The organism is Pseudomonas sp. AU12215 (genome assembly GCF_001675465.2).
GTDB classification, from domain to species: domain Bacteria; phylum Pseudomonadota; class Gammaproteobacteria; order Pseudomonadales; family Pseudomonadaceae; genus Pseudomonas; species Pseudomonas nitroreducens.
Genome location: NZ_MACM02000166.1, coordinates 25,437 through 40,045, shown reverse-complemented (window position 1 = coordinate 40,045; position 14,609 = coordinate 25,437). Strand labels below are relative to the sequence as shown.

The window sequence follows — 14,609 nt, the reverse complement described above, 5'->3', positions numbered from 1 at the left end:
GCATCGCCCTTTGTAGAGCGTCGGTGCGTTTGTCGGATTATTGACGCGGCAGTGCGTCCCTGGTGGTCGGCGGCAATATTTCCAGCGAACAGGCTCGGCAAACATTAAGCTATGCAGCTATTTGGTCTTTACGTGATATCGAGGTCTGCCTTGTTCTCCCAATTCGCCCTCCACGAACGCCTGCTCAAGGCGCTCGATTCGTTGTCCTTCACCGAGCCGACTCCGGTCCAGGCCGCGGCCATTCCGAAGGCCCTGGAGGGACGCGACCTGCGGGTGACGGCGCAGACCGGCAGCGGCAAGACCGCCGCCTTCGTGTTGCCGCTGCTGCACCGTCTGCTCGCTGAGGAGAAGCCCAAGAGCGGCGCCCGCGCACTGATCCTGCTGCCCACCCGCGAGTTGGCCCAGCAGACGCTCAAGGAAGTCGAGCGTTTCGCCCAGTTCACCTTCATCAAGGCCTGCCTGATCACTGGTGGCGAAGACTTCAAGGTGCAGGGTGCGCGGCTGCGCAAAAATCCGGAAATCATCATCGGTACACCCGGCCGCCTGAACGAGCAGTTCAACGCCGGCAACCTGCCGCTGGGCGACGTGGAAGTGCTGATCCTCGACGAAGCCGACCGCATGCTCGATATGGGCTTCTCCGAGGACGTGCTCAAGCTCGCCGGGCAGTGCCCGGCCGAGCGCCAGACCCTGCTGTTCTCCGCCACCAGCGGCAACGGCCTGCACGAGATGGTCGAAAAGGTCCTGCGCGAACCGGAGAACTTGCAGCTCAACCGCGTCAGCGAGCTGAACGAGGATGTCAGCCAGCAGGTGATCCTGACCGACCACGTTGGCCACAAGGAAGAGCTGCTGCAGTGGCTGCTAGCCAACGAGATCTATGAGAAGGCCATCGTCTTCACCAACACCCGCGTCGCCGCCGACCGCCTGACCGGCCGCCTGATCGCTGCCGGGCACAAGGTCTTCGTGCTGCACGGCGAGAAGGACCAGAAGGACCGCAAGCTGGCCATCGAGCGCCTGAAGCAGGGCGCGGTGAAGATTCTCGTCGCCACTGACGTGGCTGCCCGTGGCCTGGACGTCGACGGCCTGGACCTGGTGATCAACTTCGACATCCCGCGTCGCGGTGATGAGTACGTGCACCGTATCGGCCGCACCGGCCGCGCAGGCGCCGGCGGAACCGCTATCTCGCTGGTCGGCCATGGTGACTGGAACCTGATGTCGAGCATCGAGCGCTACCTCAAGCTGCGCTTCGAGCTGCGCACCATCAAGGAACTCAAGGGCACCTACAAGGGGCCGAAGAAGGTCAAGGCATCCGGCAAGGCCGCCGGTACCAAGAAGAAAAAGGATGATGCGAAGAAGACCGGCAGCAAGTCACCGGCGAAGAAGAAGCCCGCAGCCAAGCCCAGGTCTGGCCCATCCAAGGTCGTGAGCCAGGATGGCCTGGCGCCGCTCAAACGCAAGAAGCCGGCGGCGGAGTAAGCCTTCCGCGTCACTGGAAACGCCTCTCCTGACCGAGAGGCGTTTTTGTTCGTGCGCCGCTAGCCCAGCGTTTCCGGCGGCGCCTCGTAGCTGCCGGATTCGTAGCTCACCCCGTGGCGAATCACCGGTGGCGTATCGCCGGCGTGCAGGCTAGTGACGTTGTCGATGATGGTCTTGTCCTCGAGGGTGAGACGGTCGAGCATGCGCAGGTGGCCGATCCAGTTGTCCACCAGGAACAGTTCCTGCCAGATTTCCGGGTTGCTCACGTCGCGATACAGTGCCCAGCGTTCCGCGCCGTTGCGCAACCGCAGGCGGCGCAGCGGCTTGGCGGCGCGGACGAAGTCGCGGGTGCGCTCGGCGGGAATCCGGTACTCGATGGACACCAGGACCGAGCCGCGCTCGGGGTTGAACACGAAGGTCGGCTGGCCCGGCACGCCGCCCGGTGCACGGGCGATGCTGGCGGAGTTCAGCTCCGGCAGGCGCGAGTTGTAGAGCAGTGCCACGGAGATCAGCAGCAGGCACCCGGCGGCGATCAATGCGCCTTGTACGCCCATGGTTTCGGCAAAGTGGCCCCAGAGGAAGGAGCCCGCCGCCAGCCCGCCATAGATCGCGGTCTGGTAGAGCGCCAGGGCCCGCGCCTTGACCCAGTCGGGCACAAGGATCTGCACGGCCGAGTTGTAGGTGGCCACCGCGGCGATCCAGCAGGCGCCGCCCAGCACCAGCGCGGGGAAGATCACCCAGAGGTTGTCGACCCAGCCCAGGGTCAGCATGACCAGCGCCAGGGTGGCGGCGGCGAAGCTGATCAACCGACTGCTGCCGAGCCACTGGCGAGCCTTGCTCACCACGGTGCTGGCGACGATGGCGCCCAGCCCGAGTGCCCCCAGCATGTAGCCGTAGACCGAGGCGCTACCGTCCGGGTTGCGGTGCGCCAGCAGCGGCAGCAGGGCCCAGATGGCGCTGGCCGATAGGCCGAACACCGCCGAGCGCAGCATCACCAGCCGGGTGACACTGGAGTATTGGGTGAAACGCAGCGCGGCGATCACGCCTTCGAAGATGTGTTCTGGCGGCAAGGTGCGTTTGGGTACGTCGCGGCGCCATTGCCAGATCGCCCAGATCAGCGAGGCGTAGCAGATGCAGTTGAACAGGAATACCCAGGAAGCGCCGGTGGCCGACAGCAGCAGACCACCAATGGCCGGCCCGACGGCGCGGGCGACGTTGTAGTTGACGCTGTTGAGCAGCACTGCATCGCCGAGCATGCGCGGTGGTACCTGCTCGTTGACCGCCGCCTGCCAGGCGGGAATGGTGATCGAACTGCCCAGGGACAGCCAGAGGATCGACACGATCAGCATCAGCGGGTCGAGATAGCCCATGAAGGCCAGCACCGTCACCAGTGCGGCACCGGAAAGTTCGACGCTCAAGCCCACCAGCATGATCTTGCGGCGGTCGTGGTTGTCGGCCAGCACGCCGGACATGATCGACAGCAGCACCAGCGGCAATGCCGAGGCGACCTGGATCATCGCAACCATCAGTGGGCTGGCGTGGGCCTCGGTGACCACCCAGGCAGCGGCGACCGACTGCGCCCAGGTGCCCAGGTTGGCGAACAGGTTGCAGATCCAGATGATGCGGAACGCGGCGATGCTGAAGGGGGCGAGTACGCCACTGCGAGGTTCGGCTGGATCGGGCTTGAGGGGGAGGTCGTGCTTGGGTGAAACGGACTGCAGCATGGGGACGCCCTTATTTCAAGTGGTCGGCACGCGTGTGGAACCGGTGCCTGTCCATGCCGGGCAAGTGTAGTGGCTGGGGCCGTATGCGCCATTGATGATGGTCAGGCGTGGCGTTATCGGTGACTTGTGCTGGCAAGCTTCGACAGTGCCGGCAGGGCTTTGTGTTGTTAGTCTGCGTCGGAATTTTCCGCATTGCATTGCCAAATAAGAGCGAAAAGCCGATGAAGCGTCTTTCCACCTGCCTGCTGGCTGGCCTGCTGGTCCTGCCGCAAAGTCTCTGGGCCTGGTCCAATCACACCCTGGGCAGCTACATCGCCCTGCAGCAGTTGCCAGCCGTCGTCCACGCGCCGGACGTCGAGGTCGAGCCGTTGGAGAGCTTCATCAGCCAGCAGCGTGCCGGCCTGGTGAAGCTGCTGGACGAGCAGGAAGCCTATGCGCGCGAACATTTCCGCGAGTATCCGCCGCGTCCGGATGACCTGCGCTTCACCGAAGATGGCCGCGACGATCTGCGCCAGGCCTTCCTCATGGCGCTGCGCCTGAATCCGGAGATCAAACTGGCCACCGCCGTGCAGCCTCCGCCTGGTGGTGAGTTGCCGAATCATGTGGCGTTGCAGCCGGCCGAGGTGCTGGTGTTCCGCAACCTGTCCGGCTGGAACCAGTGGCGCTTCGTGCAGTTGCAGGCTGGCGAAAAGATTCCGGCCATCGACGTGCTGGCCAGCGCCGCCGACGAGCCGGACTTCGGTCACGACATCAACCTGTTCAGCGACAACCCTGGCGAAGCCGGCCAGCGCTACGGCTTCGGCACCCAGCCGTTCGGCGACCCGCGCTACGAGTTCAGCTCCCAGGCGCCGTTCCACATGGGCTTCTACCACGAGGACGCGATCATCTTCACCGGCGCACCGTACCTGGAGCGCAACTGGCCGGAGTGGCGCGCGTACCAGTTCTTCGGCCTGGCCCGTTTTGCCTTCGACAAGGGGCACCCGTACTGGGGCTACCGCTTCCTTGGCTGGGCGATGCACTACATCCAGGACATGACCCAGCCCTATCACTCGACGCCGCTGCCGGGCGAGACCACCGCCAGCATGCTGTGGACGGCGGGCAAGTCCATGGCGGGCTTTGACGCCGACAAGCAGGCGGCGATCCGGCGCGTGGCGGACCGGCATACGGGCGTGGAGCGTTATCAGGTGGACTGGCTGCGCGAGACGCTGCGCCTGGGCGGGCAGTCGCCGTTGCTGAAGGCCTATGCGGATATCAGTACCGACGGCACCTATCCACCGTACTCGACGGAGTACCTGCGTGAGGTGGTAGCGAGTGAATCCCATGCCCATGCGGCGGCGTTCGATGCAGCGATCGGCCATTGGCTGGAAAACGAGAAGGCGCCGGCGGGGGATTTCAGCGCGGGGAACTCACCGGAGCCGTTCCGGCACGATGAGGCGTTGGATGAGCAGATTCTGCAATTGATCCGGCACTTCGGCGCACACAGTCGCAACATTGCGAAGGCGGCCCTGCAGCCGTAAAAGAGGGCTGGCCGTTGCGCCGGGGCTGCGTGGGCCCCGGCGCAACGGCACAAGTCGCTTAGCCGCCGGAGCAGCCGTTGCCCCACACCTGGTATTCGACGGTGTGGCGCTGACCCTGGGTATCTTCGTAGGTCATGCGCGCCGGCACGATGCCGCACTCGTTGGACACGTCGGTGGTCGAGATCACGTGGGCGACGTCCAGTTTCATGTCGTAGGTGTACTGCTCCACGGCCGCGCTTGGCGCCTGGTCGGCGGCGTTCACCTGCTCGGCGAGGGCGAGCGAAGAGAAGCCCAGCATGGCCAGGATGACTACAGCTTTCATGAATTTACCTGCCTTGTTCCCGGTGTCCGGACGTGACGGGTCCGTGACGTTCAGCGGATGGCTGCGTCGGGAATCGTTGGGGTTGATTACGGGTCTTGGGTGGTGTTGCGGCGCGCGCTGTAACAGCACGGAAATAATAGGATTTGCCTGACCTGAGTCATATATCCAGGCGCCAACAAGACTTCGTACTCAGAGGCAACAATCCAGGATTGACGCGGGTTGCAGGGGTGTTCTTGCGGCGGGTCGTCGCAGTTTCGGTCAAGTTTGGGACGTGGTTGCAGGGCGGGTAGGAGCAACTGTCTTAGCCAGGTGAGTCCGGTGCCTGCGCATTCCCCTCACCCCAGCCCTCTCCCCAGGGAGAGGGAGCCGTACGTGCCGGCGGACACCAGGGTTTCATCCTGCACGAATGGTCCCCTCTCCCGCTTGCGGGAGAGGGTTAGGGTGAGGGGCCCTTGATCTTGTTAGGGTGGGCTTCGGTGCGATGGTGACGACTCAATCGCGCAGCGGCGACTGCGGATCGAGCAGTGACGTGCGGATGAAGTGCAGGTAGCTGCACACGCGGCGCAAGGGTGAGGAGTCGAAGTGCGGCGGGCGGCGGTCATCGGTGTTGCGGGTTGCGTGGATCGCGTGTTCCACCGCGGCCAGCGCGCGTTGGCGGTTGCTCTCGCTGGGCTGGATGAACAGCCGGATCAGCGCGCGGCCCAGGGCGCGAATGGCCCGGCGCCAGGGCATGCGCTCGGCGTACCAGGGCTCTTTCGGCAGGGCCTCCTGCTCGCGGCGCAACTCGATGATCGACAGGCCGATCTCCTGCACCTGGAAGGTCCAGCGCAGTAGCCGGCGCTGTACGTCCGGGCGGCCTGTGGATAACCCATACGCCTGGTTCAACAGGTCGCGGGTGCCGCTCTCGAAGCTGGACGACAGGCCCTTCAGCGGATCGCTGATCACCCGTACCACGCGCAGGCGCAGCTCGGCTTCCAGGCGCTCCCACAACCATGGCCGGTTGGGTGGCAGGATGACGATCGCTGCGACCACCGCCATGCCCATGGACAGCAGCATCGCCAGGTATTCGTTGATGAAGGTGTAAGCGTCGTAGCGCGCCAGGTTCGCCGGCAGCGAGGCGATGCAGAACCACACCAGCAGGCCGACGCCGTAGCCGCTCCACTTCGGCCGGGTGATCAGGAAGGCGCCGAGGGCGAACACCGGGGCGAGCACGAAGCACAGCAGCGGGAAGCCGTCGATGTGCGGCAGCACGCGGAAGGTCAGGATGAAGCCCAGCGTGGCGCCCAGCAGCGTGCCGAGGGTCAGTTGCAGCGACAGGCGCTTGGGATTGGGTGAGGCGGAGGAGAGCGCTGCGATCAGTACCGAGGTCAGCGCGAAGGTGGCGCCGCTGAGCCAGGATGTTTCGATCCAGAACACACCGCCGACTATCACCAGCAGCGCGCAACGGAAGCCCGCGACGGCGGCGGCAAGCGCATTCGCCTTGGGCGTGAAGCGCTCCTTCCACTGCTCGCGCTCGTGCTTGTGCGCGGCGAGCGAGGCGTGGGTCTGCGCATAGTTGTGCATGTCGTCGACGAAGCGGAAGAGCAGCTCGGCGGCGGTCTCGAAATCCAACTGGTCGGCCTCCCGCGGGCAGGTGTGGCCGAGGCTGGCGCGTGCTTCGCGGATGCGCGGCATGAGGTGATGCTTGCACAGTTCGAGCTGCACGCTCAGGCGCTCGGCATCCGCTTCGGCGAGTGGCCGGCCGTGCCAGCTGGCGAGCAGTTCGCTGACATCGATCAGGCAGGGCATCAGCACTTCCAGTACATTGCTGGCCTGCCGCTCGCGCAGGCGGTCGAGCAGGCGCTGCAAGGCGTGGAAGCGTGTCGTCAGCTGCATGAACTCGCTGTTCAGCCGCGCCAGGCGGCCACTGCGCAGACGCATGTGCGGGTCTTCGAAGGCAGTGACGTTGCGCAGGCTTTCCAGGCCCACCACTTCGGCGGCAATGCGCGCACTGGCCTGCTCGAAACGCTCGCGCTCCAGCGTTCCATTGAGGCCGGCGCTGGCAAGACCGGCGAAGTCACCGAAGCGGGTGTTCAGCGCATTGCGCAGGGCGGCGGTACTGGTCTGCGGCAGGACGATGGCGCTGACCACGCCGGTGCAGAGAATCCCCAGGGTGATCTCGATCACCCGCCACAGCGCCTGCATGAAGGCGCCTTCGGGATGCAGCGTAGCGGGGATGCCGATCATCACCGCCGTATAGCCGGCCAGCAGACAGGCGTAGGCGCGAAAATCCCGATAACGCGCGGCGCCCGCGGTGCACAGGCCGACCCAGATCGCCACGCAGAGCAGGAACAGTACGCGCTCCTGGGCGAACAGGGCGATGAAGGTGACCATCACCGTGAGCCCGGCCAGGGTGCCGAGGATGCGGTAGAAACTCTTCGCCAGTACCTGGCCGCTCTGCGGCTGCAGCACGATGAAGGCGCTCACCAGCACGGTGTTGGGCTGCGGCAGTTCCAGGCGATAGGCCAGCCACAAGGCCGTGAAGGCGGTGATCAACGTCTTGACGATGAACATCCAGGTGACGCCGTCGGTGTGCGCCCAGTCGGACAGGGCGAAGCGCACCGCGGCGGCCTTGGGCAGGCGCACGGACAGACTGCTCATCAGGCTTATCTCGGCAGGCGGTGGTCGGGCTGGGCCGGGTTTTCAGAACCCTGTAGTTCGAAGGCGGAGCGAAGGGCTGGAAGCACGTTGCACGAAAGGCGGAGCACGGGTGCGAATCCTGGGGTGTCGCGGCAGGCCGCGTTGGGGAGGGCGATTCTAGAAGTGCGTCGGGGGCAGGATAAGCTGACGGATGGGCGAATTATTGTTACCTGAAAGTACAATAATCCCTGCGCCGCACCTGTGCGACAATTCGCCGCCTGTCATGAATCTGTAACAAGGCGTTGCTCGGTCGAGCGCCGTTGCAGAGGCCGCCCGCCGTGGCGCCGGGACAGGCTCTTCAGGAGAAATGATGGACCTGCTGCACAACATGCGTGCTTTCGTCTGTGTCGCCGAGACCGGCAGCTTCACTGCCGCCGCCCAGCGCATGGACCTCACCACCGCCTACGTTTCGCGGACGGTGGCCAAACTCGAAGCGCACCTGCGCACCCGATTGCTGCACCGCACCACCCGCCGCATCGCGCTCACCGAAGCCGGCCAGCGCTACCTGCAGCGCTGCCAGCAGATCCTCGGCTACATCGAGGAGGCCGAGGCCGAGGCGGGCGACGCCCACGCCCGGCCCCACGGCAAGGTGAAGGTGCATGCCATGACCGGTATCGGCCAGCACTACCTGATCCGCGCAATCTCGCAATACTGCGAGATCTATCCGGAGGTCACCTTCGACCTGACGCTGGCCAACCGTATCACCGACATCCTCGACGAGGGCTACGACATCTCCGTGGTCATCGCCCAGGAGCTGCCGGATTCGGGCTTCGTTTCCAAGCGCATCGGCAAGACCTACAGCGTGCTCTGCGCATCCCCCGAGTACGTGGCGCGGCACGGCATGCCCAAGAAGCTCGCAGAGCTCACCGATCACCGCTGCCTGCGCCTGGTGAATTCGGTGATGTCGCTGGACAAGTGGCTGTTCGATGGTCCCGACGGCCAGGAAATGGTCGGCATCAACCATAGCCACTTCCAGGTCAACACCGCTGACGCGATGACCGAAGCGGTACGCGCCGGCATGGGCATCGGTGCGCTGCCGGTGTACTCCGCCGTGCAGGGCCTGAAGGACGGCAGCCTGGTGCGCGTGCTGCCGGACTACAGCCTGTTCCACCTCAACGTCTATGCGCTGTATCCGTCGCGTCAGTACCTCGATGCGAAAATCCGTACCTGGGTGGAGTTCCTCCGTGACTGCGTGCCGGGCATGCTCGAAGAGCACGAGCGGATGATGCTCGACCACCGGACGCGGGTAACCGGCTGACGCGTCATCTCGCAGACTTGAGCTTCTGAATCTTTTCGCGCCCGGCATCTGCCGGGCGCCTCTTTTTGCTTTTTGCGTTCCGCTCTGGCGAACGCTGCTTTGGGAAAAGATGAATTCTCCGAACGCCAACATTTACGTCAGTCTCCCTGCGAGCCTGCCGCCAGGCTCACCTCGCAAGCACAAGAACAAATTGAGGGTGACGCGATGTTTGGAACCATGGGGCGGGCGATGCTCGCCGTCCTGGCGTTGGCCTGCGCTACTGCCACGCAGGCTGCCGATGAACCGCAAACTGCCAATGATCCGACTATCCATGAACCCATAGTGATCAAGTTCGCCCACGTGGTCGCGGAGAACACGCCCAAGGGGCAGGGTGCGCTGATGTTCAAGCGCCTGGCCGAAGAGCGCCTGCCCGGCCGGGTGCGCGTGGAGGTCTACCCGAACTCCTCGCTGTTCGGCGACGGCAAGGAGATGGAAGCACTGCTGCTGGGTGACGTGCAGATGCTCGCGCCGTCTCTGGCCAAGTTCGAGCAGTACACCAAGAAGGTGCAGATATTCGACCTGCCATTCCTCTTCGACGACATCCAGGCTGTCGACAATTTCCAGCGCAGCCCGCAGGGCCAGAGCCTGCTGACCAGCATGCAGGGCAAGGGCATCCTTGGCCTGGCCTATTGGCACAACGGGATGAAGCAGCTGTCGGCCAACCGCTTGTTGCTGGAGCCGGGCGATGCGCGGGGGCTGAAGTTCCGCGTGCAGGCCTCGGATGTGCTCAACGAGCAGTTCCGCACGCTACGTGCCATCTCCCGCAAGATGTCCTTCGCCGAGGTCTACCAGGGCCTGCAGACCGGTGTGGTGAATGGCACCGAGAACACCTGGTCGAACTACGAGAGCCAGAAGGTCAACGAGGTGCAGAAGTACTTCACCGAGTCCAACCATGGGCTGGTGGATTACATGGTGATCACCAACGCGACCTTCTGGAATGGCCTGCCGCGGGACATCCGCGCCCAGCTGCAGAAGATCATGGCCGAGGTCACCGTGCAGGTGAACCTGGAAGCCGAGCGCCTGAACCGTGACGCCCGCCAGCGCATCCTCGCCAGCGGCGGCAGCGAGATCCACACGCTTACCGCGCAGCAGCGCGCCGATTGGCGCGAGGCGATGCAGCCGGTGTGGCAGAAATTCCGCGACAACGTCGGCGCCGATTTTCTCCAGGCCGCCGAAGCCTCCAACCGCCCCCATTGATCCGTCCGGCTCCGCCGGATGGCGGGGCTTTCTGGAGCTTATTCCATGAATCGACTCGTGCGCGTCTGGAACCACTTCGAGGAGGGCGCCATCGCCTTCCTGCTGGCGGCCATGACGCTGGTGACCTTCGTCTACGTGGTGATGACCAACGTCTTCACCCTGTTCTATGACCTGGGCGACCGCGTGCCCTCGCTGCAAGGAGTGTTTTACGCCATCGGTGACGCCATCCTCGGCGTCGCCCAGGACATGTCCTGGAGCAACGCCCTGACCAAGGCGCTGTTCGGCTGGCTGATCTTCTTCGGCATCGCTTATGGCGTGCGCACCGCCGGCCACCTGGGCGTGGATGCGCTGGTGAAGCTGGCGCCGCGTCCGCTGCAGCGGTTCATCGGTGTGCTCGCCTGCCTCTGCTGCCTGGGTTATGCCGGGCTGTTCATGGTCGCGAGCTTCGACTGGGTTAAGACGTTGTTCATCGCCGGCATCGGCGCCGAAGACCTCGACCACTTCGGCATCCTCCAGGCCTACATCGCGGTGATCGTGCCCGTCGGCTTCGGCCTGGTGCTCCTGCGTTACCTGGAAATCCTCGTCAACCTGTTGCGCGGCCGCCAGCTCGGCCTGGGCCTTGCCGACGAGGCTGCGGAGGCCTCGAAACTGGCTGGCGAAGAAGCCGCGGAGAATCGTCCATGACCGTGATGATGCTGTTCCTCCTGCTGTTCGTCTTCATGTTCATCGGCGTGCCCATAGCCATTTCCCTGGGGCTTTCCGGGGCGCTGACGATCCTGCTGTTCAGCCCGGACTCGGTGCGCTCGCTGGCGATCAAGCTGTTCGAGACCTCCGAGGCCTACACGCTGCTGGCGATTCCGTTCTTCCTGCTCTCCGGCGCCTTCATGACCACCGGTGGCGTGGCGCGCCGGCTGATCGATTTCGCCAACGCCTGCGTCGGCCACATCCGTGGCGGCCTGGCGATTGCCGCAGTGCTGGCGTGCATGCTGTTCGCCGCGTTGTCTGGTTCGTCGCCGGCAACGGTGGCGGCGGTGGGTTCGATTGCCGTGGCTGGGATGGTGCGCTCGGGCTACCCGCGCGAGTTCGGCGCCGGGATCATCTGCAATGCCGGGACCCTGGGCATCCTGATCCCGCCGTCGATCGTCATGGTGGTGTACTCCGCCGCCACCGAGACTTCGGTGGGCAAGCTGTTCGTCGCCGGCGTGGTGCCGGGCCTGCTGCTGGGCGTGATCCTGATGGTGGTGATCTACATCGTCGCGCGGGTGAAGAATCTCCCGGCACAACCGCGCGCCAGCCTGCGCGAATGGCTGGCCGCTGCACGCCGTGCCGGCTGGGGGTTGCTGCTGCTGGTGATCATCCTCGGCGGCATCTACTCCGGCCTGTTCACGCCAACCGAGGCGGCGGCGGTGGCGGCGGTCTACTCGGCCTTCGTCGCGCTGTTCGTCTACAAGGACATGCGCCTGCGCGACTGCCCCAAGGTGCTGGTGGAGTCGGGGCGGCTGAGCATCATGCTGATGTTCATCATCGCCAACGCCATGCTCTTCGCCCACGTGCTGACCACCGAGCAGATTCCCCAGCAGATCACCGAGTGGGTGATGCAGGAGGGGCTGACGCCAATCGGCTTCCTGCTGATGGTCAACATCGTGCTGCTGGTAGCCGGCAGCTTCATGGAGCCGTCGGCCATCGTGCTGATCCTGGCGCCGATCTTCTTCCCCATCGCCATGCGCCTGGGGATCGACCCGATCCACCTGGGAATAGTCATGGTGGTGAACATGGAGATCGGCCTGGTGCACCCGCCAGTGGGGCTCAACCTGTTCGTCACCTCGGCGGTCACCGGCCTGCCGCTGGGCTCGACCATCCGCGCCGCGCTGCCGTGGCTGATGATCCTGCTGCTGTTCCTGATCCTGGTGACCTACGTGCCCTACATCTCGCTGGCGCTGCCGCACGCGCTGGGCATGTGACAGGTTGTCGCGGCCCCATGGCAGTAGGAGTTATGGGGCCCATCACTACGACTAAGGATTGGTAAGACCATGGTCGTATGGTTCGGGGAAGGGTGTCGCCGTTACAACTTAGGGCAACAAAAACAACACTCTTCACCGAGGTAAAACGCCATGACAGCGGCATCCGTGTACCCCGTGCGTCCCGAAGTGGCCGCGACCACTCTGACCGACGAGGCCACCTACAAGAAGCTGTACCAGCAGTCGGTGGTCAACCCCGACGGCTTCTGGCGCGAACAGGCCCAGCGCATCGACTGGATCAAGCCGTTCACCAAGGTCAAGCAGACCTCGTTCGACGACCATCACGTCGACATCAAGTGGTTTGCCGACGGCACCCTGAACCTCTCCTACAACTGCCTCGACCGTCACCTGGCCGAGCGCGGCGACCAACTCGCCATCATCTGGGAAGGCGACGATCCTTCCGAGCACAAGGAAATCACCTACCGCGAACTGCACGAGCAGGTCTGCAAGTTCGCCAACGCCCTGCGTGGCCAGGACGTGCACCGTGGCGACGTGGTGACCATCTACATGCCGATGATCCCGGAAGCCGTGGTCGCCATGCTGGCCTGCGCCCGCATCGGTGCGATCCACTCCGTGGTATTCGGCGGCTTCTCCCCCGAAGCACTGGCCGGGCGCATCATCGACTGCCGTTCCAAGGTAGTGATCACCGCCGACGAAGGTCTGCGCGGCGGCAAGAAGACCCCGCTCAAGGCCAACGTCGACGACGCGCTGACCAACCCGGAAACCAACAGCGTGCAGAAGATCATCGTCTGCAAGCGCACCGGTTCGAACATCAAGTGGAACCAGCACCGCGACGTGTGGTTCGAGGACCTGATGAAGGTCGCCGGCACCACCTGCGCGCCGAAGGAAATGGGCGCCGAGGATCCGCTGTTCATCCTCTACACCTCCGGCTCCACCGGCAAACCCAAGGGCGTGCTGCACACCACCGGCGGCTATCTGGTCTACGCCTCGCTGACCCATGAGCGCGTGTTCGACTACCGTCCGGGCGAGGTCTTCTGGTGCACCGCCGACATCGGCTGGGTCACCGGCCACACCTATGTCGTCTACGGCCCGCTGGCCAACGGCGCGACCACCGTGCTGTTCGAGGGTGTGCCGAACTACCCGGACATCTCCCGCGTGGCGAAGATCGTCGACAAGCACAAGGTCAACATCCTCTACACCGCACCGACCGCCATCCGCGCCATGATGGCCGAGGGAAAGGCGGCAGTCGAAGGCGCCGACGGCTCCAGCCTGCGCCTGCTGGGGTCGGTCGGCGAGCCGATCAACCCGGAAGCCTGGCAGTGGTACTACGAGACTGTCGGCCAGTCGCGCTGCCCGATCGTCGACACCTGGTGGCAGACCGAAACGGGTGCCTGCCTGATGACACCGCTGCCGGGCGCCCACGGCCTGAAGCCGGGCTCCGCCGCCAAGCCGTTCTTCGGCGTGGTGCCGGCGCTGGTGGACAACCTGGGCAACATCCTGGAAGGGGCCACCGAGGGCAACCTGGTGATCCTCGATTCCTGGCCGGGCCAGGCGCGTACCCTCTACGGCGACCACGACCGCTACGTGGACACCTACTTCAAGACCTTCAAGGGCATGTACTTCACAGGCGACGGTGCTCGTCGCGACGAGGACGGCTATTACTGGATCACCGGTCGCGTCGATGACGTGCTGAACGTCTCCGGCCACCGCATGGGCACCGCCGAGATCGAGAGCGCGCTGGTCGCCCACCCGAAAGTCGCCGAAGCCGCGGTGGTTGGCGTACCGCACGACATCAAGGGACAAGGCATCTATGTCTACGTCACCCTGAATGCCGGCGAGGAATCCAGCGAGCAATTGCGCCAGGAGCTCAAGGCCTGGGTACGCAAGGAGATCGGCCCGATCGCTACCCCGGACGTGATCCAGTGGGCGCCCGGCCTGCCGAAGACCCGCTCGGGCAAGATCATGCGCCGCATACTGCGCAAGATCGCCACGGCCGAGTACGACACCCTGGGAGATATCTCCACCCTGGCCGATCCAGGTGTGGTACAGCACCTGATCGACACGCACCAGGCCATGCGCGCGGCCTGATCTGCCAGCCGATGAAAACGCCCCGCTTGCCGGGGCGTTTTCATTTCTGCGTTTTGGCTTTTCGTAGGAGCGAGCTTGCTCGCGAACGCATGACGCCGAGCCAATCCGGTTCGCGCGCCAGCTCGCTCCTACAGTGTGCTTCCTGCCCACCGGTAACATTTCCCTGCAACAAAATGAGGCGTCAGGAAACAATTCGCACAGCTTGGGAGTGTCTTTTCTGTCAGTGCGGAATGAGTCAATATCGCGCACCCCGCGCAGTGTCAGGGTATGGGTGTTTATGGCCCAATAACTGCAAGTAAATTAGGTTTTACTCCCCGCTTTAAGATCACGTAA

The 14,609-nt window shown here is 64.4% G+C and carries 10 protein-coding genes; 7 read left to right on the top strand and 3 right to left on the bottom strand.

The window, feature by feature from the left end:
* The first annotated feature begins 135 nt into the window (after positions 1 to 135).
* Complete coding sequence (locus A9513_RS27490; protein WP_141678538.1) at positions 136 to 1,473, top strand: DEAD/DEAH box helicase; 1,338 nt, start codon at positions 136 to 138, stop codon at positions 1,471 to 1,473.
* A gap of 59 nt (positions 1,474 to 1,532) precedes the next feature.
* Here A9513_RS27490 and A9513_RS27485 read toward each other — a convergent pair whose 3' ends face one another.
* A complete protein-coding gene (locus A9513_RS27485) occupies positions 1,533 to 3,197 on the bottom strand; it encodes an MFS transporter (protein ID WP_024766322.1) in 1,665 nt (554 codons plus the stop codon).
* A 221-nt stretch (positions 3,198 to 3,418) separates the two neighbouring features.
* Here A9513_RS27485 and A9513_RS27480 point away from each other — a divergent pair, with 221 nt between their 5' ends.
* Entirely contained in the window at positions 3,419 to 4,714 is a 1,296-nt protein-coding gene (locus tag A9513_RS27480; protein WP_065327878.1) for a phospholipase, read from the top strand.
* A 58-nt stretch (positions 4,715 to 4,772) separates the two neighbouring features.
* Here A9513_RS27480 and A9513_RS27475 read toward each other — a convergent pair whose 3' ends face one another.
* Both A9513_RS27475 and A9513_RS27470 read right to left on the bottom strand, forming a co-directional pair.
* Positions 4,773 to 5,036, bottom strand: coding sequence for a DUF2790 domain-containing protein (locus A9513_RS27475; protein WP_024766324.1), 264 nt, complete (start codon positions 5,034 to 5,036; stop codon positions 4,773 to 4,775).
* Positions 5,037 to 5,528: 492 nt separating this feature from the next.
* Positions 5,529 to 7,676, bottom strand: coding sequence for an FUSC family protein (locus A9513_RS27470; protein ID WP_065327877.1), 2,148 nt, complete (start codon positions 7,674 to 7,676; stop codon positions 5,529 to 5,531).
* Between the two features lie 349 nt (positions 7,677 to 8,025).
* On the opposite strand from A9513_RS27470, the gene A9513_RS27465 reads away from it, so the two are divergent.
* The 5 genes from A9513_RS27465 (at position 8,026) to acs (ending at position 14,276) form a co-directional block, all read left to right on the top strand.
* Positions 8,026 to 8,973: a LysR family transcriptional regulator gene (locus A9513_RS27465; protein ID WP_024766326.1), complete on the top strand. Its 948-nt coding sequence runs from the start codon at positions 8,026 to 8,028 to the stop codon at positions 8,971 to 8,973.
* A 204-nt stretch (positions 8,974 to 9,177) separates the two neighbouring features.
* Positions 9,178 to 10,209 (top strand): TRAP transporter substrate-binding protein, encoded by a 1,032-nt coding sequence (locus A9513_RS27460; RefSeq protein WP_024766327.1) that lies wholly within the window; start codon positions 9,178 to 9,180, stop codon positions 10,207 to 10,209.
* Between the two features lie 45 nt (positions 10,210 to 10,254).
* On the top strand, positions 10,255 to 10,893 hold the full coding sequence (locus tag A9513_RS27455) for a TRAP transporter small permease (protein WP_065327876.1): 639 nt from the start codon (positions 10,255 to 10,257) through the stop codon (positions 10,891 to 10,893).
* Entirely contained in the window at positions 10,890 to 12,170 is a 1,281-nt protein-coding gene (gene dctM / locus A9513_RS27450; protein ID WP_038803318.1) for a C4-dicarboxylate TRAP transporter large permease protein DctM, read from the top strand. Before A9513_RS27455 ends, dctM begins: the two co-directional genes overlap by 4 nt.
* 150 nt (positions 12,171 to 12,320) lie before the next feature.
* Positions 12,321 to 14,276, top strand: coding sequence for an acetate--CoA ligase (gene acs / locus A9513_RS27445; RefSeq protein ID WP_065327875.1), 1,956 nt, complete (start codon positions 12,321 to 12,323; stop codon positions 14,274 to 14,276).
* Positions 14,277 to 14,609: the final 333 nt, after the last annotated feature.

Excerpts from the sequence above, each read along its gene's own strand:
- A9513_RS27485 (WP_024766322.1), bottom strand. The coding sequence starts at position 3,197 with ATGCTGCAGTCCGTTTCACCCAAGCACGACCTCCCCCTCAAGCCCGAT.
- A9513_RS27480 (WP_065327878.1), top strand. The coding sequence starts at position 3,419 with ATGAAGCGTCTTTCCACCTGCCTGCTGGCTGGCCTGCTGGTCCTGCCG.
- A9513_RS27475 (WP_024766324.1), bottom strand. The coding sequence starts at position 5,036 with ATGAAAGCTGTAGTCATCCTGGCCATGCTGGGCTTCTCTTCGCTCGCC.
- A9513_RS27470 (WP_065327877.1), bottom strand. The coding sequence starts at position 7,676 with ATGAGCAGTCTGTCCGTGCGCCTGCCCAAGGCCGCCGCGGTGCGCTTC.
- A9513_RS27465 (WP_024766326.1), top strand. The coding sequence starts at position 8,026 with ATGGACCTGCTGCACAACATGCGTGCTTTCGTCTGTGTCGCCGAGACC.
- A9513_RS27460 (WP_024766327.1), top strand. The coding sequence starts at position 9,178 with ATGTTTGGAACCATGGGGCGGGCGATGCTCGCCGTCCTGGCGTTGGCC.
- A9513_RS27455 (WP_065327876.1), top strand. The coding sequence starts at position 10,255 with ATGAATCGACTCGTGCGCGTCTGGAACCACTTCGAGGAGGGCGCCATC.
- dctM (WP_038803318.1), top strand. The coding sequence starts at position 10,890 with ATGACCGTGATGATGCTGTTCCTCCTGCTGTTCGTCTTCATGTTCATC.
- acs (WP_065327875.1), top strand. The coding sequence starts at position 12,321 with ATGACAGCGGCATCCGTGTACCCCGTGCGTCCCGAAGTGGCCGCGACC.